Source organism: Limnospira sp., assembly GCF_051859755.1.
Lineage (GTDB): Bacteria > Cyanobacteriota > Cyanobacteriia > Cyanobacteriales > Microcoleaceae > Limnospira > Limnospira fusiformis.
In genome coordinates this window covers 1-20052 of the sequence record NZ_JBIMLI010000054.1, presented here as the reverse complement: position 1 = coordinate 20052, position 20052 = coordinate 1, and the positions used below count along the sequence as shown (strand labels likewise).

The 20052-nt window shown below is 44.7% G+C and carries 18 protein-coding genes; 6 read left to right on the top strand and 12 right to left on the bottom strand.

What is annotated here, in order from left to right:
- On the top strand, positions 1–1380 hold the full coding sequence (locus tag ACTIE0_RS11520) for an aldehyde dehydrogenase (RefSeq protein ID WP_006622970.1): 1380 nt from the start codon (positions 1–3) through the stop codon (positions 1378–1380).
- 210 nt (positions 1381–1590) lie between these two features.
- On the opposite strand, the gene ACTIE0_RS11515 is transcribed toward ACTIE0_RS11520, so the two are convergent.
- Positions 1591–2346: a response regulator transcription factor gene (locus tag ACTIE0_RS11515; RefSeq protein WP_006622969.1), complete on the bottom strand. Its 756-nt coding sequence runs from the start codon at positions 2344–2346 to the stop codon at positions 1591–1593.
- A 418-nt stretch (positions 2347–2764) separates the two neighbouring features.
- On the opposite strand from ACTIE0_RS11515, the gene ACTIE0_RS11510 reads away from it, so the two are divergent.
- Complete coding sequence (locus ACTIE0_RS11510) at positions 2765–3016, top strand: DUF6761 family protein (RefSeq protein ID WP_006622967.1); 252 nt, start codon at positions 2765–2767, stop codon at positions 3014–3016.
- A gap of 60 nt (positions 3017–3076) precedes the next feature.
- Here the strand turns inward: ACTIE0_RS11510 and grxD are convergent, their stop codons facing one another.
- Genes grxD through ACTIE0_RS11495 form a run of 3 tightly spaced genes read right to left on the bottom strand, consistent with a single transcriptional unit; the run spans position 3077 to position 4405 of the window.
- Positions 3077–3400: a Grx4 family monothiol glutaredoxin gene (gene grxD, locus ACTIE0_RS11505; protein ID WP_006622965.1), complete on the bottom strand. Its 324-nt coding sequence runs from the start codon at positions 3398–3400 to the stop codon at positions 3077–3079.
- A 42-nt stretch (positions 3401–3442) separates the two neighbouring features.
- Positions 3443–3700: a BolA family protein gene (locus tag ACTIE0_RS11500; protein ID WP_006622964.1), complete on the bottom strand. Its 258-nt coding sequence runs from the start codon at positions 3698–3700 to the stop codon at positions 3443–3445.
- A 39-nt stretch (positions 3701–3739) separates the two neighbouring features.
- Positions 3740–4405, bottom strand: coding sequence for a hypothetical protein (locus ACTIE0_RS11495; RefSeq protein ID WP_006668291.1), 666 nt, complete (start codon positions 4403–4405; stop codon positions 3740–3742).
- A gap of 218 nt (positions 4406–4623) precedes the next feature.
- Here ACTIE0_RS11495 and ACTIE0_RS11490 point away from each other — a divergent pair, with 218 nt between their 5' ends.
- Entirely contained in the window at positions 4624–6849 is a 2226-nt protein-coding gene (locus ACTIE0_RS11490; RefSeq protein ID WP_006668290.1) for a S8 family serine peptidase, read from the top strand.
- Between the two features lie 82 nt (positions 6850–6931).
- Here the strand turns inward: ACTIE0_RS11490 and ACTIE0_RS11485 are convergent, their stop codons facing one another.
- On the bottom strand, positions 6932–7279 hold the full coding sequence (locus ACTIE0_RS11485; protein WP_006668289.1) for a KGK family protein: 348 nt from the start codon (positions 7277–7279) through the stop codon (positions 6932–6934).
- Positions 7280–7428: 149 nt separating this feature from the next.
- The gene (ccsB, locus tag ACTIE0_RS11480) at positions 7429–8478 is read right to left on the bottom strand and encodes a c-type cytochrome biogenesis protein CcsB (RefSeq protein WP_006622955.1); all 1050 of its coding nucleotides are present in this window, start codon (positions 8476–8478) and stop codon (positions 7429–7431) included.
- A 239-nt stretch (positions 8479–8717) separates the two neighbouring features.
- Between ccsB and ACTIE0_RS11475 the strand changes: the two genes are divergently transcribed.
- Positions 8718–9155, top strand: coding sequence for a hypothetical protein (locus ACTIE0_RS11475; RefSeq protein ID WP_006622953.1), 438 nt, complete (start codon positions 8718–8720; stop codon positions 9153–9155).
- 114 nt (positions 9156–9269) lie between these two features.
- On the top strand, positions 9270–11501 hold the full coding sequence (locus tag ACTIE0_RS11470; RefSeq protein ID WP_006622951.1) for a GumC family protein: 2232 nt from the start codon (positions 9270–9272) through the stop codon (positions 11499–11501).
- A 79-nt stretch (positions 11502–11580) separates the two neighbouring features.
- Here the strand turns inward: ACTIE0_RS11470 and ACTIE0_RS11465 are convergent, their stop codons facing one another.
- The gene (locus ACTIE0_RS11465; protein WP_006622950.1) at positions 11581–11979 is read right to left on the bottom strand and encodes a hypothetical protein; all 399 of its coding nucleotides are present in this window, start codon (positions 11977–11979) and stop codon (positions 11581–11583) included.
- Positions 11980–12102: 123 nt separating this feature from the next.
- Positions 12103–12453, bottom strand: a complete 351-nt coding sequence (locus ACTIE0_RS11460) for a hypothetical protein (protein ID WP_006668288.1) — start codon at positions 12451–12453, stop codon at positions 12103–12105.
- Positions 12454–12598: 145 nt separating this feature from the next.
- Here ACTIE0_RS11460 and cdf31 point away from each other — a divergent pair, with 145 nt between their 5' ends.
- Positions 12599–13546: a CDF family zinc efflux transporter Cdf31 gene (cdf31, locus tag ACTIE0_RS11455; protein ID WP_006622945.1), complete on the top strand. Its 948-nt coding sequence runs from the start codon at positions 12599–12601 to the stop codon at positions 13544–13546.
- Here cdf31 and ACTIE0_RS11450 read toward each other — a convergent pair.
- The 4 genes from ACTIE0_RS11450 to ACTIE0_RS11435 form a co-directional block, all read right to left on the bottom strand.
- Entirely contained in the window at positions 13543–13950 is a 408-nt protein-coding gene (locus ACTIE0_RS11450; protein WP_006622943.1) for a phosphomannose isomerase type II C-terminal cupin domain, read from the bottom strand. The two genes, cdf31 and ACTIE0_RS11450, sit on opposite strands and share 4 nt — an antisense overlap.
- 117 nt (positions 13951–14067) lie before the next feature.
- The gene (locus ACTIE0_RS11445; RefSeq protein ID WP_006668287.1) at positions 14068–16440 is read right to left on the bottom strand and encodes a CBS domain-containing protein; all 2373 of its coding nucleotides are present in this window, start codon (positions 16438–16440) and stop codon (positions 14068–14070) included.
- A 519-nt stretch (positions 16441–16959) separates the two neighbouring features.
- The gene (locus ACTIE0_RS11440) at positions 16960–17511 is read right to left on the bottom strand and encodes a hypothetical protein (protein ID WP_046318747.1); all 552 of its coding nucleotides are present in this window, start codon (positions 17509–17511) and stop codon (positions 16960–16962) included.
- A gap of 306 nt (positions 17512–17817) precedes the next feature.
- Positions 17818–19977 carry a UvrD-helicase domain-containing protein gene (locus tag ACTIE0_RS11435; RefSeq protein WP_006668285.1) on the bottom strand — a complete coding sequence of 720 codons (2160 nt, stop codon included), beginning with the start codon at positions 19975–19977 and terminating at the stop codon, positions 17818–17820.
- Positions 19978–20052: the final 75 nt, after the last annotated feature.

The following is a 20052-nucleotide window of genomic DNA, read 5'->3' as shown; positions in this document are numbered from 1 at the left end:
ATGACAGAAAACTTGAATATCTCGGAAATTATCAGCCAACAGCGACAATTTTTTGCCACCGGACAGACTAAACAGGTAGACTTCCGACTCTCGCAACTGCGACGACTCCAACAGGCGATCGCCGATTTTGAACAACCTATCCTAGAAGCAGTCAAAGCTGACTTAGGCCGTCCTGAGTTAGAAGGGTTGTTTGAACTGTCCACCCTCGGAGAAATTAAATATGCTCTCAAAAATCTAAAGTCCTGGGTCAAACCTCGCCGGGTCAAGACCCACGTCACCGCCTTTCCGGCTTCTAGCTATATCTATCCTGAACCTTTGGGAGTTGTCTTAATTATCGGACCTTGGAATTATCCGTTTCAATTGGTCATTTCTCCCCTAGTTGGTGCGATCGCTGCCGGGAATTGTGCTATCCTCAAACCCTCTGAACTAGCTGTTCACACTTCCCAAGTCGTAGCTGATCTGATTAGCAAAACTTTTTCACCTAACTATATTGCCACTGTTCAAGGGGGGGTAGAAGTTAGCCAACAACTATTAGATGAACCCTTCGACCACATCTTTTTTACCGGAGGGAAGCGTATCGGTAAAATTGTCATGACCGCCGCCGCCAAACATCTGACTCCCGTTACCTTAGAATTGGGTGGCAAAAGTCCCTGTATTGTCGATGCTGATACTCAGTTAGATTATACCGCCAAAAGGATAGTTTGGGGTAAGTTTATTAATGCTGGTCAAACTTGCATAGCTCCCGATTATTTATTGGTAGACCGCCGCATTAAATCGGACTTAATTACAGCTATGATTGGCTGTATTGAGAGTTTTTATGGCTCCGAACCGCAGCAAAGTCCCGACTATGGGCGGATTATTAATCACTATCATTTTCATCGGTTAACTGAGTTAATACATGATGGTAAGATTGTCGCTGGTGGGAAATTTGATGAAAGCGATCGCTATATTTCTCCCACCCTAATTGATGAGGTTTCCTGGGAAGACCCCATCATGCAAGACGAAATCTTTGGGCCGATTTTACCTATCTTGACATATAATGATTTAGGAGATGCGATTAGTCAAATTAACGCCAGACCCAAACCTCTCGCACTTTACCTATTTTCGCGTAATAAACAGTCACAACAGCGCGTTCTTCAAGAAACCTCATCTGGGGGTATTTGTTTCAATGAAACTATTATGCAAGTTGGGGGTCAATCTTTGCCTTTTGGAGGCGTAGGAGAAAGCGGTATCGGTAAATATCACGGTCAAGCAACCTTTGACACTTTTTGCCATTACAAAAGCCTTTTAAAGCAATCTCTGCTTTTCGATATTCCCCTGCGATACGCACCCTATAAACCCAAATTTAACCTGATGAGATTTTCCATCAAAAACGGCTGATTTATTATCTGCAATATGGTGGATTTATCTGATTAATAAATTTACCATCATTGCCCATAACTAAAAACGGCTTTTTCTCAACTCTATTCCCTATATAGGGAATCATACAAACCGAGTAAAAGCCTTTTATTGGGTGCGTCAGTTGTGAATGTTCTGGTTAACAATGCCATTGATATACTGGTGCTGACGCACCCTACCGAATCCTCACAATTAGCTACCAGTTTTAGCCTGAATTGGTGGTAATTGACCATTAACACTAGGATACCAACTTGGATCAGGTTTAAGAACATCCAAATTCAATCGATAACCAATATTACGAACCGTTTGAATTAAACTAGGCTGTCGAGGGTCAGTTTCCATCTTTTTGCGTAATGATAGAACATGAGTATCAATCGTGCGGGGATTATCAATATAATCTGGCCAAGCGCGCCGTAAAAGTTCCGAACGACTGAGAGGCTCCCCATCATTTTGAGCCAAAACATAAAGAAGACTATACTCTTGGGGAGTCAGTTCTATCAGTTGACCCAGAAGATAAACCCGACGCTGTACCAAATCAATTTTCAAATCCCCATAATCTAAACTGGTAGGAGGAGCAACATTGCGGGTGCGACGCATAAGTGCTTCAGCTCTCGCCAAAAACTCCTGCATTCCAAAAGGTTTAGTTAGATAATCATCGGCTCCGGCTCTCAAACCACGGACAATATCAGATTCCGTATTCCGAGCCGAAAGCATCAGGATTAAAGACTGTCGTTGCTGTAGTAGCCACTGGCAGAATTCTAGACTATTGCCGCCTGGTAATTCTGCATCAAGAACTACTAAACTAGGCTGAGTAGTGTAAAACACCTCTCTAGCATGATGAAAGTCCGCAGATTGACACACCGAATAACCAACGTGCTGAAGATGCCAACCTAACAGCGATCGCAGGTGCGGATTTCCTTCAATAATTGAAATATAAGCAGATCCCACTGGTGCCAGCTTCCTTTATCAATAATTGCACACAAGGTTAACAGAGTCTAAATCATCATTTTGTAACTCCTGCTACCCTTGCGATCGGCAATCCACCCTATATCTATGATCAGAATTAGGTTAATATAAAAATCACAGAGGGAGAGAGGCATCAACCTTAAAGCGGCCATCAGCCCACAACCCCCGTAATTTTCCGGGGTGCATTATGATCACAATGAGGGGAATCAGTAAGAAGTTGAAACAATTGCCATCAGTCCAGGGAAACCTATAACTAGAGGTCCAAGTCTTTTCAATCATAGTCCGATTCAGCTAGAATGCCAGAAATCCATATCGGTGAGGTGTATAAAACTGAATCAAGGTAGAGACTAATCCCTTAACCATACCCCCAACATATAGATTATAACTTGAGGTTTCCACCATGTTACAGAATGCTCAGACCATCCGGCACTACCAAAAAATCACCGATTCCCTCGTCGAAATGTGGAATCGAGGCTATCGTTATGATGAGCTTAGAATGTTTGTAGATGGCTACATTGCCGCCCTGAGAAATACAAACGTCCTCGAACCTTATCAAATTCACCGCCTAGAGGAAGAAACCTTTAGGTACATCAACGACCCGTCTAACTTGGAAATGACTCCCCTACCGCAACCAGAAGTAGACTACTACTAGATATTGTTACCAAACCCAGCCACTCGAAGGCTGGGTCTGGGAGTTAATTAGTAAGTCCGACTATGATGCCAAAGCCACCTCTAGCATCTCTTGTAGTTCGCCCTTCTGATATAGCTCAATCATCACATCGGAACCGCCGACAAATTCGCCATTGACGTAAACTTGGGGAATGGTCGGCCAGTTTGAATATTCCTTAATGCCTTGGCGAATTTCTCCATCTTCCAAAACATCGAGGGTTTCAAAGGGAACCCCTAAACTATTGAGAATTTGTACCACGTTATTGGAAAAACCGCACATGGGCATCAACTTGGTACCCTTCATAAACACAAAAACCTTGTGCTGGTTAATCAGGTTTTCAATTCTGGCTTCTACTTCAGGATTCATAGTGATTATTCAATTCAGTTATTGACAACTTAGATCAACAAATTAAGCAGCCTGGTTGACTTTTGACCACTCTTGGGGGGTATAAGTTTTCAGGGCCAGGGCATGAATGGCCTCTGTTGCCATAGCTTGCTTAACAGCTTTATAAACCATCTGATGTTGTTTCACCAGGGTTTTGCCCTCAAACAGAGGCGAAACCACTACAGCCTGTAAATGGTCGCCGCCGCCGAGGTCTTCAACTTTAACAACAGCATCAGGCAACTCAGACTTAATCATTGCCTCAACTTGGGAAAGGGTGATCATGGGATTCCTATGAAACGACTATGTTTGATTGTAGATGAATTATTGAGCATTGGAAGTGGTCGCCGGGTTAGAAGAAGCACTACCCCTGGCGGGACTGCTGACAAATCCTAATTCAAGTAATTGTTGATATGCTTTTTGGCCTAAATCCCGGGTTGGGGCTTGAGAACGAATAATTTGCACCAGCAGGGGAACCGCTAACTCGGGTTGATTTTGGGCGCGATGGACTAAAGCCAATTGATAAGTGGCTGTATCCCTCATTTGAGCGGTATCTCTGGCCTCATTGCGATGTTGGTCAGCAATGCGGTTGTCAACCCCTGAGAAACTGCTGGCTAACTGTTGATGAAAATTGGAAAGCTGATTGAAAATTTGCCGCGCCTCCTGGAGTTTCCTCGCCGCCTGGGCGTAATTCTCGTTACTAATGGCTTCCCCGGCTTCGGCTAACAAGCGCTCCCCCCCTTGAACACTTAAAAAACTACTATCAAGGCTCAATGGGCGCATATCTTGAGGATTCATAGGTACTGGAGTCGGACTTAAATCTCGAGGAAATTCAGAGCCGGACCCTTCACCTGTGGGCTCATCATACACAGAAGGATCTTGAGCCATAACCGTTGTAGCACTGCCTGAGACGGTGAAAACAGTTAAGACTGATGCCAATATACTCAGACAAACTTGCGGATAGCGGACTATGAAACGGGACAGCATCATGCGATCGCGAAATGAAAGGTTATTTATGTTTACGGATCTTATCATTTTCTGGCCAAATTGTGGGAGTTGAGCAAAACTGTTGTAGATCCTGACCAGCCAAGGGTTATAGTCTTTATAGGATGACCATCCATCCCAACCAGCTTGATTCGGTCAACCATTAACATCGGACTTAATCTATTGAGCCAATAATAGTGAGCAGTTTTGAGGATTATAACAAAATGACATCAGCTAACCCCTACGAGATTAACGATCAACAATATCAGGGCATAGGTGTTCCCGAAGAAAGTCTTGGCAGCATTCTACAACGGGGAGGTGAGGAACTGGCAATTACTAAAGTTCCTGGGCGGTTTACGGTTCGCCTGGTTTCCACACCCCCAGTAGGCGGTGCTGGAGTCAGCCCCCTACCGGGTCAGGCTGATGGACTCACGCCAAAACAACCAGTCACGGATAGTGGCCCTCAGTTTACCCCGGTTGTATCTGAGGCAGAAAACTTGGAAAATTTGCCTATCCACATTGAGGAAACTTCCTCAGTACCACCAGAACTCCAAGAGGTTAAGGTAAAAGACACAGAACTAGATCAGGCGATGGAACTGGCTCGTCAGTCAGATCGGGTGGCTTTTGCGAGTCATGTCTATCAGGCTGATAATAATCCGGGAATGGTTATGTATCTGACCAATCAAATCACCATTCAGTTTAACGAAGATGTTGAGGAGTCCAACCGCAATGCGATCGCCAACAGCCAAGGTTTGAGACTATTAAAATCCGTCTATGGTGTTCCCAACACCTTTGTTTATGAAGTCATCCGCCAAGCTAAAGAAAATCCGATTAAAATTGCTAACCGCCTGACCTGGAACCCAGAAGTTCTAGTAGCAGAACCGAATATTGTGGTCAAAAGCCAAAAGTATTATCGACCTAGTGATCCTCTCTACCCGCGTCAGTGGTATCTCCATAATACCGGAGGTGCTGACGTAGCTCCTGATGCTCATATCTCGGTAGAACCAGCTTGGGATATTACCCGAGGAACCAGATCTATAGTGGTTGCTATTACCGATGATGCGATCGACCTGAATCACCCGGATTTTCAGGGTATAGGAAAAATTGTCGCCCCCATTGACCTGAAAGGCCAAAATCGTCTCCCCTCACCACAATCTCCTTCAGATAACCACGGAACCGCCTGCGCCGGATTAGCGATCGCCGAAGAAAATGGCAAAGGTATCGTCGGAGTTGCGCCAGGTTGTGCCTTAATGCCCATTCGTACCACTGGATATCTCGATGATGAATCAGTCGAAAGGATTTTTGATTGGGCTATCAATAACCGAGCCTCTGTCATCTCCTGTAGTTGGGGGGCTAGTGCCGTTTCTTTCCCCTTGTCCATACGACAGCAAGCAGTAATTACCAAAGCCGCCACCGTAGGGCGCAACGGTCGAGGCTGCGTCGTATTATTTGCGGCCGGAAACGCCAATCGCCCCATCAACGGAACCATTAATGAAAGTGGCTGGCCTAATAATGTCATATCAGGCCGAGTCAGATGGTTATCTGGATTTGCGGTTCATCCTGATGTAATTTCCGTATCCGCCTGTACCAGTCTTAATAAAAAAGCCGCCTACAGCAATTGGGGAACCGGAATCACCGTCTGTGCGCCCAGTAACAATGCCCCCCCCGGAATGTGGCTCCAAGAAACTGGCTATATTGGAACCCCTCCAGCGATTAGAACCGCTCTGCGTGGTTTAGGAGTTTTTACCACCGATCGCGTAGGTGCAGCCGGCTATGATCAGGGTGACTTTACATCCCATTTCGGAGGAACTTCCGCCGCCACTCCTCTAGTGGCTGGAGTAGCTGCTCTGGTCTTATCTGTTAATCCTGATCTCAGTGCTAGGGAAGTGCGCCGCATCATTGAACAAACCGCCGATAAGATTGTAGACCCTGATGCTGATCCTCAGTTGGGTATCAGTATGGGAACCTATGATGGTAATGGATATTCCCAATGGTTTGGCTACGGTCGAGTTAATGCCGAAAAAGCCGTCAAAATGGCTCAAAGTCAACGAGTAAGCCGCCAACAGGTGCAAAGGCGGGTGGAGCAATCTAATAACCGCGTCTTAAATATCCCCGATCATAACCCCCATTGGAAGGGGGTGGCTAGCACTATTTCTGTTGCTAATACTAGCCCGATTTTAGATATCCAGGTGACTGTCGATATCGAGCATCAATTTTTGGGTGATTTGGAAGTGCGGTTAATTCCTCCACACGGGGAGGAGGTTCTGCTCCAAGGTCGCACTTTGGGAGGCAATAAGGTTTTGAAAACTACCTATAATCTCCAGACGACTCCCTACATGAGAGAGTTACTAAATCACTCACCACAGGGGACTTGGCGCTTAGTTGTCGCGGATTTAGCGCCCCATCACACTGGTAAATTGAACGGGTGGAAATTGGATTTAGGTTTGTAATATCTGACACCCTCCGGCCACCGACCCTCGTGAATCGGTGGCTGCTTCCCAGAATCAATCCTGAGATGAGAGTTACGTCCTGCTAACTCCACATACCAATTCTTTGGGTTTGTCGTCGAATATGGGCTGGCAAAACTTCAGGAGTATCGCTGCCGCCCATCATGCCATAGTCAACAGATGGGATAGCGTTCGCGCTGGTAACATTATCACTGACAAACTCTAAACAGATTTGAAACCGACCCTTTTCCCAGGGGCCGCCGGGGGTAAGTAGTTCGCACTCAATGCCTTCCCCAAAAAGATTTTCCTCTTCCAACTTAGACTGCATCATAGTCAGAAATTCGCTGACCTTGAAGGTGCATTGAAACATGAGGGTACTCGAACCGGTATGGAGTACGTCGTTATCATCCAAAATACGAGTTAGGTTGTTCATGAAATTTCCTTTTTAGTGAATTTGGGATCAGGGCAGTAATCAGGTATTAGCCCTTGTTTCCACCCTGTAGAATATGTACGGGCGGGTTCTCAAAAGTCTGGGGAAAATAGAGATGATTGCAGAACTCGCCCCTTGTGCCGCACTATTTGTTAGAAGAACCAACCATAGGAGTGGAGACCCTTGCCTAATAGGTTAACTCCTAAGTAGCACACCCAAACTACCAAAAATCCTACAGAAGCTAGAATGGCGGGTTTCCTGCCTTGCCATCCTCGGGTAATGCGGGCGTGGAGATAGGCGGCGAAAACTAACCAGGTGATTAAAGCCCAGGTTTCTTTGGGGTCCCAACTCCAGTAAGAACCCCAAGCCTCATTAGCCCAAACTGCACCAGCAATAATGCCAATGGTGAGTAGGGGAAAACCTAAACCGATGATCCGATAGCTGATGTTATCAATGGTTTCTACTAGGCTGAGACGTTGGGGTGATAGGGTGGCGGTGCTGGTTGGTTGGCCTGTTGAAGGGGTAACTAACTCGAGAAGGGCGGTAGAACCTTGACCGTTGGTAGCAGCAGCCAATTCTGAAGGTTGGGAGGTCGATAGCAGAGCATTAGGGGAAGTGGTAATGGTTTGTACTTCCAGAAGGGATGATTTATGATTCCGGGAAATTCTGGTCCCCAGGGAACTGCCACTAAGTTGGACGGCTTGGCCGCGAGTTAGAATTAAAAAGGCGATCGCCAATAGGGAACCCACCATCAGGGTGGCATAACTGATCATCATGACGCTAACGTGCATCATTAACCAGTTGGACTTTAGGGCTGGGACTAAAGGTTCTGATAGTTGCATGGGGGCGGGTAGCTTGAGGGCTGCAAAGGCGGCGATCGCCATAGCTACCGGGGCTGTTACCACACCGACCAAACGGCTACCACTCATGTTTTCCGCCACTAAGTGCATGGCGGTAATCCCCCAAGCCAGGAAAAATAGGGACTCGTAGAGGTTACTAATGGGAAAATATCCGGCTTCCATCCATCTAGCCCCTAATAGGGCTGCTATGGACAGGTTGGCGATCGCCATACCAGCCGTTCCTAAGCCCTGCAAGGTGGGTATTTGAGGAAATGCAGCCCCTACCCAGTAAATCAACATTGTGATTAGCAGAATGGCAAATGAAATGTTATCTAACTGATTCTGGAGTACCACCAGATCCATGTTATGTTCTCCTGTCAAATTTTTTCGATCACTTTTTCGATCCTACCGATTTTTGCAGCATTTTGACTATTTACGGACCAACAGCAATTAAATAACCTGCCACCACACCCGGTCAGAGATACCCTGTAATGGGTTTATGTTCGACCATAACCTGATTTTTTCATAAATCTCGGTTACGATGCAAAAATCCACCATCATCTGATTTTTGATAGGACTGTTTTTCGGAGGACCAGCACAAAGTGAATGCAGCCGAACAAGCTAATAATCTCGAAGTTGCCAGCAAAATTGCTTCTGTCGTTAATCTATTTAAAGCACAGTTTCCCGATGTGCGGGTAGACCTCAAGCCCTGGATGAATGACCCAGAGACTAGGGAATTAGTTGACCCAGACTCCATCGACATTGGTTTTAACTTTCCCGGTAGAAGTCGGTTGATGCAAAGTCGCTGTATTTTGATTCAGATCCGACTGTATGATGATCCTTATGAGACTAGACTTAGGGCGATCGGAGTCGAAGCCGCAGGATATGATCACCGTGGACAACAGTGGAAAGTCTCCACCGTAGACAATTGGCAATTTTGGGGTGAGTGTCAACCTGCCGATGAGGGAGCCGATAAGTTAAAATTATTCTGTAGGCAAATCTTCGAGTTGTTCAATGGAGCTAATTCCGGGGCGGCTTGATGGCTGGATGTACTCAGTTGATCCATAACTCAACCGAGTATACTGAGAGATAGAATGTAGTGCTATCGCTGAATATAAGGCGATCGCACCTAAGCAATCACCAAATTCATAGCCATGACTTACAATACTCACCTTGATGATGATGAAGGCGGCTTAGACTTGGGGCGGCTGTTGGGGGCTGTTCGTCGGAAACTTTTACTGATTAGTGGAGTGACAATTGTGGTAGCTGGGGCGGCTGTCTACAAGGCTATTACTGATACACCCATCTATCAAGCTGAGTTGGAAATATTAACTCAGCCAGTCGCTATTTCTACTCAGGTAATTTCCTCTGCTAATCCCCAAACTCTTAGTCATCGAGAAGAAATCGTAGCTGTGACCCTGGACGCAGTACAACTTAAACTACTGACTAGCCCCAGGGTTATTGTTCCGATTGTAGAGGAACTTCAGTCTCAATATCCGGGTATTACTTATAAATTTATTGCCAGTAATCTGAGAATCAAGCCGACTCCTGAAAATATTTTAATAGTAGGATATCAGCACCCTAATAAAAATTTGGTTAAGTCGGTTTTAGATTTGGTTTCACAAGCATTTTTAAACTATAGCTTAGAAACCAGACAACAAGATATTCTCAAAGGTATTGAGTTTGTGGGTGAGCAAATACCACAATTACAACAAAGAGTTGATAATCAGCAAGAAAGACTACAGACTCTCCGCCAAACCAATAATCTGTTAAACCCGGAAACTGAGGGTAGTAAACTCTCAACTCAGGTAACGTCAATTGAACAACAACTTTTAGAAAATCAGCTGCAACTGGGTCAAGCTAAAGCCTTGTATGCGAACCTACAAAGGGAACTCGCTAATCAATCCCCGGAATATGCGGTGGCTTCTGTACTGATGGAAAGTCCCCGTTATCAAGAAATTATGAATCAACTGCGGGCTATAGATAATCAGATAGCTAAAGAGTCGGTTCTTTATTTAGAAGAAAGTCCAGAAATCAGCATTCTGCAAGAACAACGGGAAAGTTTATTGCCACTTTTACAAAGAGAAACCAACCGAGTTAGTCAAGAGTGGGCTAGTAAAATTCAAGACCTAGAAGAACGAAATCTGATTCTGCAAGATACCATAGATAGGATTAATGCAGAAGTTAAACAGCTTTCGGTAGTGAGTCGAGAATATACGGATATTCAGCGAGAGTTATTGATTGCTACGGATAACTTAAATCAGTTTTTGGCAAAACGGGAGGCTTTTAAAATTGATATGGCTCAAAGGGATGCTCCCTGGGAGTTATTAACTCCTCCGGGTGAACCTAAACCCTCTTCTGCAAGTCTCAAGAAAAATTTAGTTTTAGGGACGGCTTTGGGTTTGCTATTAGGATTAGGTTTGGCGCTGTTGGTAGACCAACTTAGCAATATGATTTACACGGTTAAGGAGGTTAAGGAGGCGACAAGGTTACCGATTTTGGGAGTTATTCCGTTTGACCGCCATTTGAAGTCTACAGTTTCACAGAATATTAATCCCGATGGTTATGCACTAGAAAATAGCGAAGATTTGGATTTGGGAGTTGGGTCAAGTAATCAGTCACAAGGAAATGTCATGTCGGCATTTTATGAGTCGTTTAGAAGCCTTTATACTAGCATTCGGCTGTTGAGTCCAGATCAACAAATTCGGTCTATGGTGATTAGTTCTTCTGTCCCTGGGGAAGGTAAATCTACAACTGCTATTTATCTGGCTTTGGCGGCGGCGGAACAAGGTAGAAAGGTGCTTTTGGTAGATAGTGACTTGCGATGTCCGAGTCTCCATCAGCAGTTGGGATTAATTAATATGCAGGGGTTGACTGATTTAATTTCTAGTGATGCTCTCGATATAGATATAGAGCGTGTAATTCAGCCCTATTTTTTGGAGAGTAATCTGTTTGTTTTAACATCAGGTTCAACTCCCCCTGACCCGATTAGGATTTTATCATCTCATAGGATGATTAATTTAATCCGAAAACTTGAGCAGGATTTTGATTTGGTGATTTATGATGCACCGCCTATGTTAGGATTAGCAGATGCTAACTTGCTGGCTTCGGAAACCAGTGGTATGGTGTTAGTAGCCAGTTTGGGTCGAATTAATCGTTCGGTTCTGGAAAATGCGATCGCTCAATTAAAAGAACACCCGAACATGAGCGCCCCCATTTTAGGAGTAGTTGCGAACCGTTCTCCTGAAGTTCCCCTCAGTTCTTATAGTTATAGTTTCAGTAATCCTCAATTCCGGCAAAATCCCCGAAATTGGACTCCTCAAAAGGTGAATAGTTCATCATCAATTGTAGGAACAGTTCCGAGAACAAATGCCAGAAAATCATAGCAAGTGTAGAGACAAGGGAGGCTTGTCTCTACGGGTGGGGGGGATTGGCTTTAATTAACTAACGGGCTGGTTTTGTTGATTAGGAAGCATCAGACTCCCGCAAGCGTTCCAACTCTTCCCTTAACTTAGCAATTTGAGAGGTGAGATTTTGGATTTCGGTGATTTCATTGGTTTGGGGGCTAGATACTTCAGACTCTGTGGAATCTGTAGGAGTAGTTATGTTTGAACTATCGACTTCACTGGACTGGGTGGATTCTGATTGAGAAAGGAGTGTATCGACAAAGCTGCGGGCTTCCTCTTCGGTGATAGCGCCTTTTTCCGCCCATTCTTGGGCGAGTTCATTTAACTGTGACTGGATAGTTTCCAGGTTGGCTTCCCGCTTTTGAGGGTCTTGGAGAATTTCAATCAGTGAGGATGTTGCGCCTAGGGTGACACGAAATCCTTGGTGTAGCATTTGGGTTAGGTTATCGACATTCATAAGTAGCAGAAAACTCGTCACGACAAGAAACAAGTGGCTAATTAGCGCGGATCTAGGATATATTCTAGCATTTGGCTCTAGTCTGGGGGGACTTACGCCAAAACTGGAGTGAATAGCGCGAATTTAGCCAACCTGTTCGAGGTATTGTTGCACATCATTAAGGATTTGGGTTAATTCAGCCTCCGTGGTAAGTTTAATGCGATCGTCGCGGACGGTAATCAAGACTTTAGCAGCAAAGAGACTTGGCCAGATGTTGGGATTACAGAAGACTTCCAGAAAGACATCTCCGGTATACTGGTATTCCATCGACTTCTGGGGGGTGGGTCTACCTCCACCAGCGGTAGATTGAGCAGCCACTGCTATTAGCTTGGTTAACTCATTTAGGGCTGTTTGTAAGTTGGTGGCGGCGTGCGGGGTGAAGCGCAAGGCTACTGAGCCCTGTATTAAATTGAGAGTTAGAGGAGCAGCAGACATAATTTTAATGGTAGAATAATGATTACCTTAACAATTGTACCGATTAGCGATCGCCTCTTAATTATCCGATGTCGAGGTTTGGGGGGGATTGATGTTTACCGGAAAGTTTCGAGAGCGAATTTGAGGAAAATAGCAGGGTATCATCATGAGTGTGGATCACCGTTCCCAAGTGCGCCGGGTTCTGATTATCACCTTGGCTTTGAATTTATTAGTAATCGGGATTAAGGTAGCCCTAGGGGTGATCACTGGGTCTTTGAGTTTGTTGGCTGATGCTGTGCATAGTGTCACCGACGCGGCGAATAATGTGCTAGGATTGGTTGCTAATCATTTTGCTTCCCCACATCCCGATCGCGAACATCCCTACGGACACCAAAAATTTGATGCGGTGGGTGCTTTGGGAATTGCCGCTTTTTTGGGAATTGCCTGTTTTGAAATCCTCACCCGTGCTGTGGAACGTCTGCTAGACAGTGAAAATGACCCCGTGATCGTCTCTGTTGAACATTTATGGATTTTGTTGGTGGTCTTGGGTATTAATATTTTTATCGCTTATTATGAGCGGCGGGTGGGTAAGCGTCTAGGAAGTGCTTTCCTCGTGGCGGACGCTAAACATACTATGAGTGATATTTGGACGACAATTGTGGTGATCGCCGGATTAATTGGGGTGTGGCAGGGTAATGCTTGGGGTTTACCACAATTACAATTTTTGGATGTGGTGTTAGCGTTTCCGGTCGCTATTTTGGTGTTTCGCAGCGGGTGGGAGGTGATTAGCGATAATTTACCTTGGTTGGTGGATAGAATGGTGATCGCACCTGAACAAATTAAGCTGATTGCTATGTCTGTTCCCGGTGTCGTTAATTGTCATGCGATCGCCTCTCGCGGTATCATCGGACGGCAGGTTTTTATCGAAATGCACATGGTTGTCCGGGCTAAGGATGTAGAAACAGCCCATGACATTACTGAAGCCGTCGAAGCACAATTAGAAAAGCGCTATGGTCCGGCTCGTATTTTAATTCATGTGGAACCACCCGAATATAAATCAGATGTGATTACCTACGAGGAGCGATCGCCGACAGAGGACCAAGACGATAATTAACGGGAAATATCCGATTGATCGATATTCTCATCAACTTCCGGAAACCTGATAATGTCGTCCTCTCCCAAATATTCCCCATTCTGTACTTCAATCATTACTAGGGGAATCACTCCCGGATTATCTACCCGGTGGGGGGTATTCATCGGGACGTATGTAGACTGCTTCGCCGTGAGGATAATTTCTTCATCACCACATTTCACCTTCGCTGTTCCCGCCACTACAATCCAGTGTTCACTACGATGATAGTGCATTTGGGTACTGATATGATACCCCGGATTAATCACAATCCGATTGATCCGATAACGTTCCCCCTGTTCTAACAACATTACCTTACCCCAGGGGGGTGTCCGGGTCATTATCGGTGTTTGAGTTTCTGTTGGTTTGTCCGTTTTGGCTTTTCCCATTTTCCACGTCACGCCCAAAATACAAACTTCATTTTAACTCATATTTTCCCAACAATTTCGCTCCCATTGCCTCCCGTAAACCGTCAATTTTGCTTTACAGAACTTAACATCTACCCATTAGATGGGAAAGTCGATAGTAAATGTAGTCCAACCATTTTGACTGGTAACTTCAATTTTACCCTCAAGTTGTTCGATCAACTTTTCCACTAATGCTAACCCCAAACCAGTTCCCCCTTGTTTCCATGGGTCAGCATTTTGGACTCGATAGAATTTATCAAAAATGCGGGGTAATTCCTGTTCCGGTATTTGCGCTTGGTTAGCAATTTGCAACCGGAGTTTATGGGATACTTGTAAATCCGATTTAATGGGGAGCGTTTCTAATTTTAAATTAATCTCACCCCCTTCTATCGTGTACTTGCAAGCATTATTAAGTAGTTCTGCAATAATCCTTTCTAGGCTGCTAGTATTAGTGCGTACAGAGGGTAAGTCTGGCGGCAATTCCACATTCAAAACCAGCTTTCTTGAATTAGCCCTAGAATAAAAGGGTTGAGTGATTCGGGGTATCCAATTCACTAGATTTAACAGGTCTAAGCTGATGGGAATATTTTCTGCTTCTAGCTTCTGTAAATTTAGGAGGTCATTAATCAGGTTAGTTTCCCGGACACATTCATTTTCTAGGATGTCAAAATAAACTTGTTGACGTTGTGCTGTCGGAGCCAATTTTAGCATATAAATCGCCATTTTCATATTAGATAAAGGAGTCCTAAGTTCATGGGGAACTGTGCTGAGAAATTCATCTTTCAGGATGTTTAATTGTTGGAGTTCCTGCACTTTTCGCTGTAATTCTGCCGTGCGGTCAAGAACTTGTTTTTCTAGGTCAGTATTCAAGGCTTGAACTTGCTGATATAGTTGGGCTTGATAGATAGCGATCGCCAATTGGGTGGCTAATTGTTGAAGTAGGTTAGTTTCCGAGGGTAGCCAATGACGAGATTTTTGGCAGTGATGAACTTCAATGGTTCCCCAAAGTTGTCCATCCTGGATAATTGGAACTACCAAATAAGCGAGAATTTTTTTATCCGATAAAATCTGCAATTTTTCCTTAGATATTCGCGCTTTTTCGATATCTTCCACTATATAAATATTCTGGTCAAAAAAGGTATATTTATAATAATTAATCACCGATTCATTTAATCTATTTTCCGAGAGCGATCGCCATCCTTCTCCTACAGACTCCGCCACCAATTCCCCCACACCACTATTAAGTATTTGGTAAATAACCACCCGGTCGGAACTCAAAAAATCTCGCAACTCTGCTACTGTCGTATTTAGAATTTCATCTAAGTTCAAAGATTGATGAATTTGCAGAGATATTTTAGCTAGTAGCCGTTCTCTTTGCAATTGCTCCTGGAGTTGCGCCGTGCGTTCTTGCACCTGTTTTTCTAGTTTAATATTACGACTTCTCAGCAGTTCCATTTTCTCCGCTTGCAGTTTATATACAGACTGCTTAAGCTGTCTAATCACCCGATACATCTCCGTAGGATCGAGCATTCGCAACAGACTCATTTGGGTAATAATTCCCTGCAATTGTCCTTGGTTATTACTAACCAATAAACGCTGGAGTTGTCTGGCTTGCATTTCCTGATGAGCCAGCCATAATGAATCTTGAACTTTTAACGAAAATTGAGGAATCCCCATAATAGTGGCTGCCGTAGTTTCCGCTAAATTTAGCTGAAGAAATTGCGCTAAAACTATATCCTCAGCCGTGACAATACCCACAGGTTCTAATTTATGGGTAGCTAATTGATTATGAATAACAACGCAACCAATTGGATGAGTAGCCATCATTTGCGCCAACGTCAATACAGAAGTGTTGACCGGCGCGGTAAGAACGTCCGTAATTATCTCATCAGCTACCCGTCTAGTCCGCAAAATATTAGAAGGTTGCAAGACTTGACGAATTCTTGCCGGCGTGACTACTCCCACTAAATGACCTTGACTATTCACAACTGGTAGATGCAAAATTTGATGTTGTCGAAACATAGACAACGCCGTAAAGATATCCTGATCTTCCGACTCCGTTAGTTGACATATTGGAATTGACATAACCTCCCCAATTCTGATGTGATCCAGGGTGGCTTCTTCGGGATGATCTAAAATTCCCGTAGCAATTAGTTGTAATAAATTACGGGGCGTAAAAATCCCTAATAACGTTGATTGTTCTGGTGGTTGAGCCACAAATTCTGTACATAAGGGCGTGGGTTTATCAACCACCAATATACAGTTTGCTCGTATCCCCGTAGGCTGGATTAATGTTCTAGAATCAGATCTGTCTGGTTCTAGTCTGAGATCCTGGGGGAAGGGACAGTGATTTTGTAATTGGCTTATCAATGCGATCGCCTCTGCTACCGACGTATCGGGAGTGACTGCAACCGGATAGCGGTCTACCGCTTGTTCAAGGGCTGAGGAGTAATGGGGCGCAGGGTAAAGCATAACTGATACAATTGCACCGACGATTATTCATTATGGACTATTTCATCGGCAATTGGCTGCTAATTTCTGGTTGGGTCAAGCCCAATTATCCCTACTCCAGCAACCGAGATCCCTACTATTGGGCGGCGTTTGTTTTAATCGGTAATTGGCTGTAAGCCAGAAACCCGGTTTCTCGCCAGACTCAAAGAAACCCGGTTTCTTTGAGAAACCGGGTTTCTTTCACTCACCAGACTCAAAGAAACCCGGTTTATTTTTTGCTCACAAATGGGCTGGGTTTCCCATAATAGCTAATCATGGCTTGCTGCTTGGCGCGGGTGGCGGCGACGTGCAATAAACAGCGTTCCGCAGTAATAAAGCGGTCTTTGGAAACATCGCATCAATAGATAACCGACGCGATCGCCTCTAATTTAACAGCCGGAAATCAAGACTTGGGGGGTTTTGAGAATCCCCGCCACGAGTGGTGGTCTGGTAGGGATTCTTTCCCCACCGGGCAATATCGCCTACAAATATGGCGATTTTTTAGGAACGACTAATCATAAATCGAACCGTGTAATCCCAGGTAGACCAACCCACAAAGGTGTTTTTCTTAGACATCTTCCACTCCCGCACTTCATTAGCCGGTCCTACGGCAGAAATTTCCAATTCGCAAGCACCGAGCAAATCATCTTTGTCAAGACTTGCGAGAATGCCAACGCCAGTTGTTGCGGCTGAAAGAATCGTCCCAGCAAGGACTCCGTAGGGTCCGGCAGCAGATATAGCACTGGAAACCATACTGCTAATTGCTGTGATCGTATCACCGTACTTAGACCAGTCTTTTCCAGCATCTTCATCATAAGCTTTCAGTCCACCTTTGATGACTTGTCCTGGAAGAAGATTGCCGTCAAATAAAACGGAATCTTGGGGATTAAATTGCTTTCTTTGCTTGTCATTGATTTTGATAGGACGGGTCAAAATTGCTTTGGTGACGTCACCACCGACTAGGGCACCGACAAGATAAAAATCATCGGCTCCCGTAATATCTTCGGTATCGGCACAATACACATCAATTAATTCAATCCTGATACGAGTCATACATTTTTCCTTTGATTAGTTTGTCGAAGTAGAGATTTGTTTGATTCTTTTCTCCCTTCTACTAGAAGACGATGCTCTCTACCAATTTCTGAATTTATTTTTTTAATTTCTTTTTTTTCGCTGTTTTTGGCCCAAAAATCGAAAATAGCGATCGCTCCTTTACATGACCAGTGCCGGTGCCGGTAATTGGCCGTAAGCCAGAAGCCCGGTTTCTCACCGGACTCTTAGAAACCCGGTTTCTCACCAGACTCTTAGAAACCCGGTTTCTTTGAGAAACCGGGTTTATTTTTTTTTAAGAAATCGGGTTTATTTTTTTTCCATAAATGGGCTGGGTTTCCCATAATAGCTAATCAGGACTTGCTGCTTGGCGCGGGTGGCGGCGACGTGCAATAAACAGCGCTCTGCTGTGATAAAGCGGTCTTTGGAAACATCGTCTGGACAGTCGTTTAAACCGGTTTTTAGGGGTAAAATATCATCATTTAATCCCGGTAGCACAATCCAATCAAATTGTAAACCTTTTACTCGGTGCATTGTGCCGATGCGGATGCCTTCATCTAAGAGATTGTCCGGTTGATTTCGTTTAATTCGTTGCATCTTGATTGGATAATTGCCTAACGCTGACTCGTACTGTTCCATGAGAGATTGTGTGCGAAACACCATGCAAACTCGCGATGAATTGCGATCGCCAGTATTCCCCTGATTTTGCAAGGTTGTTAATAACTCTTGTAAATAGGAAATTTCCTGCTCAAAAGTCTTGAACCCCTTGACAATGGGGGCATCGCCGTGCATGATTGAACGGTAGTCTTGTAAAGAATCTACGCCGCCATCTAAATCATCGATCGCCAAATTTTCCAGAACCGCTGTCGCCCATTTGCGAGTTTCGTCCGTAGTGCGATAATTGAGGCGCAACTTCTTAGACCGTCCGCGAATATCAATATGGCAGTGGCTGAGGATGACAGTTTGCCCATAGATGCGTTGGTGGGCATCTCCGACCAAGAATATATCATTGGCTGTTGGGGGACCCGCGATCGCCCTAATTAACTCAAATGCCCCTTTACTCATATCCTGGGCTTCATCCACAATTACCGCTTTATAGGGGAGAATTTCTCGACCTTTGGCGCGAATAATCGAAATAGCATCATACATCGCGTCATTAGCCTCGCGGTATCCCGCTTCTCGTAGCAGGTTGCGATACTCCTCAAAAACCAGCCATATTCCTTGTCGCTGTTGACGACTCAAACGGGTTCCCCGACCAATGCGACGGGAACCTAGATAATCTCTGAGAGTTTGGCAGCGGTTTTGTTGTAGCACTTCCTGCCATTCTTCCCGATAAAAACTTAGGGGAAATCCTAATTCTGGCGGCGCTAAAGTATAGGCTTGTTGCCAGAGGTCATCCGTTTCGTTATTGTACACGATCCGGTTTTCGATGCCCTCCTCTTTGAGAAAACTTGTCACCCAAGAGTCTAGGTTAATTACCCGAATGCGTTTCATTACTTCCGGGGTGCAAATGGTTTTCAGGTTGTTTTCAATATCGATCGCTAAATTTCGGGTAAACGTCGTAAACAAAAGGCGATCGCTCGTTTTCGTCAAGCGATTTTCTGCCAACCATTTTGCCCGGTGCATCGCCACCACAGTTTTACCAGTCCCCGCCCCACCGAGTACCCTCACCGCCCCATTCCAGTCTCTTTCAACTAATTTCCGTTGGGTAGGATGAAGGAAAACCCGCCATTTTTCCAGGGGGGCTGCTAACATTTCCTCTAATTCTGTGTCATCGGTGACTACCATAAACCGAGAACGGCTGTCCTCATTGTCTAGGGCTGCTTCCAGGTTATCCGGGTCGATATTATCTTTGGGTTCTGGTCTTTCCAATTGTTGGAAAATATCCGGGAGGGGATAGCCAGCAGCTAACATAAAAATCCCGTCGCTGGCTTCCTTGGGGAGATGGGGCAAAAGTTCTTCCACATCGCGATCGCTCACAATTTCCCGCACTGCTGGGAGTAAAATTTCAGGAACCCCCAAACGCATTAAATCCCGATCGGCGATCGCATCAAAGCGTTTAGGTTGGGCTTCTGGTTGCTGGTGACTTTGCTTGAGTTTTTCCGTAGTCGCTTCTACTTGTTCAACATCGATAATTTGCACCGACCCAGAAACCTGGTTAATTTGGCAGACTTTTCGCCGCGCCCATTGATAAGCATCGTCATGTTGATCAACCCATAGCAATAGATAGGTATTTCCCGTTTCCGGTTTCAGTACGATCGCCCGATAATCTAAATCCACCCGCACAGATTTTAGTCGTTTGTCTCGACTCCCTTTAATCGATTCATAATTTAACCCCGACCGGGTAGGGCTTTGGCGAAAGCGATTGATAAATTCAGATACTTTGTTTTGGATTTTGCGTGGCAATTGATTGTGACTACTAAAAAAGTCATCAGCAATGGCTAGGCGAATCCCATGATCTAAGTTCATAATTAACAATTAATAATTAACAATTAATAATTAACAATTAATAATTAACAATTAATAATTAACAATTAATAATTA

What these genes read in the sequence shown, in the direction of transcription:
- ACTIE0_RS11520 (WP_006622970.1), top strand. Translation starts at nt 1, where the DNA reads ATGACAGAAAACTTGAATATCTCGGAAATTATCAGCCAACAGCGACAA.
- ACTIE0_RS11510 (WP_006622967.1), top strand. Translation starts at nt 2,765, where the DNA reads ATGTTACAGAATGCTCAGACCATCCGGCACTACCAAAAAATCACCGAT.
- grxD (WP_006622965.1), bottom strand. Translation starts at nt 3,400, where the DNA reads ATGAATCCTGAAGTAGAAGCCAGAATTGAAAACCTGATTAACCAGCAC.
- ACTIE0_RS11500 (WP_006622964.1), bottom strand. Translation starts at nt 3,700, where the DNA reads ATGATCACCCTTTCCCAAGTTGAGGCAATGATTAAGTCTGAGTTGCCT.
- ACTIE0_RS11495 (WP_006668291.1), bottom strand. Translation starts at nt 4,405, where the DNA reads ATGATGCTGTCCCGTTTCATAGTCCGCTATCCGCAAGTTTGTCTGAGT.
- ACTIE0_RS11490 (WP_006668290.1), top strand. Translation starts at nt 4,624, where the DNA reads ATGACATCAGCTAACCCCTACGAGATTAACGATCAACAATATCAGGGC.
- ACTIE0_RS11485 (WP_006668289.1), bottom strand. Translation starts at nt 7,279, where the DNA reads ATGAACAACCTAACTCGTATTTTGGATGATAACGACGTACTCCATACC.
- ccsB (WP_006622955.1), bottom strand. Translation starts at nt 8,478, where the DNA reads ATGGATCTGGTGGTACTCCAGAATCAGTTAGATAACATTTCATTTGCC.
- ACTIE0_RS11470 (WP_006622951.1), top strand. Translation starts at nt 9,270, where the DNA reads ATGACTTACAATACTCACCTTGATGATGATGAAGGCGGCTTAGACTTG.
- ACTIE0_RS11465 (WP_006622950.1), bottom strand. Translation starts at nt 11,979, where the DNA reads ATGAATGTCGATAACCTAACCCAAATGCTACACCAAGGATTTCGTGTC.
- ACTIE0_RS11460 (WP_006668288.1), bottom strand. Translation starts at nt 12,453, where the DNA reads ATGTCTGCTGCTCCTCTAACTCTCAATTTAATACAGGGCTCAGTAGCC.
- cdf31 (WP_006622945.1), top strand. Translation starts at nt 12,599, where the DNA reads ATGAGTGTGGATCACCGTTCCCAAGTGCGCCGGGTTCTGATTATCACC.
- ACTIE0_RS11450 (WP_006622943.1), bottom strand. Translation starts at nt 13,950, where the DNA reads ATGGGAAAAGCCAAAACGGACAAACCAACAGAAACTCAAACACCGATA.
- ACTIE0_RS11445 (WP_006668287.1), bottom strand. Translation starts at nt 16,440, where the DNA reads ATGCTTTACCCTGCGCCCCATTACTCCTCAGCCCTTGAACAAGCGGTA.
- ACTIE0_RS11440 (WP_046318747.1), bottom strand. Translation starts at nt 17,511, where the DNA reads ATGACTCGTATCAGGATTGAATTAATTGATGTGTATTGTGCCGATACC.
- ACTIE0_RS11435 (WP_006668285.1), bottom strand. Translation starts at nt 19,977, where the DNA reads ATGAACTTAGATCATGGGATTCGCCTAGCCATTGCTGATGACTTTTTT.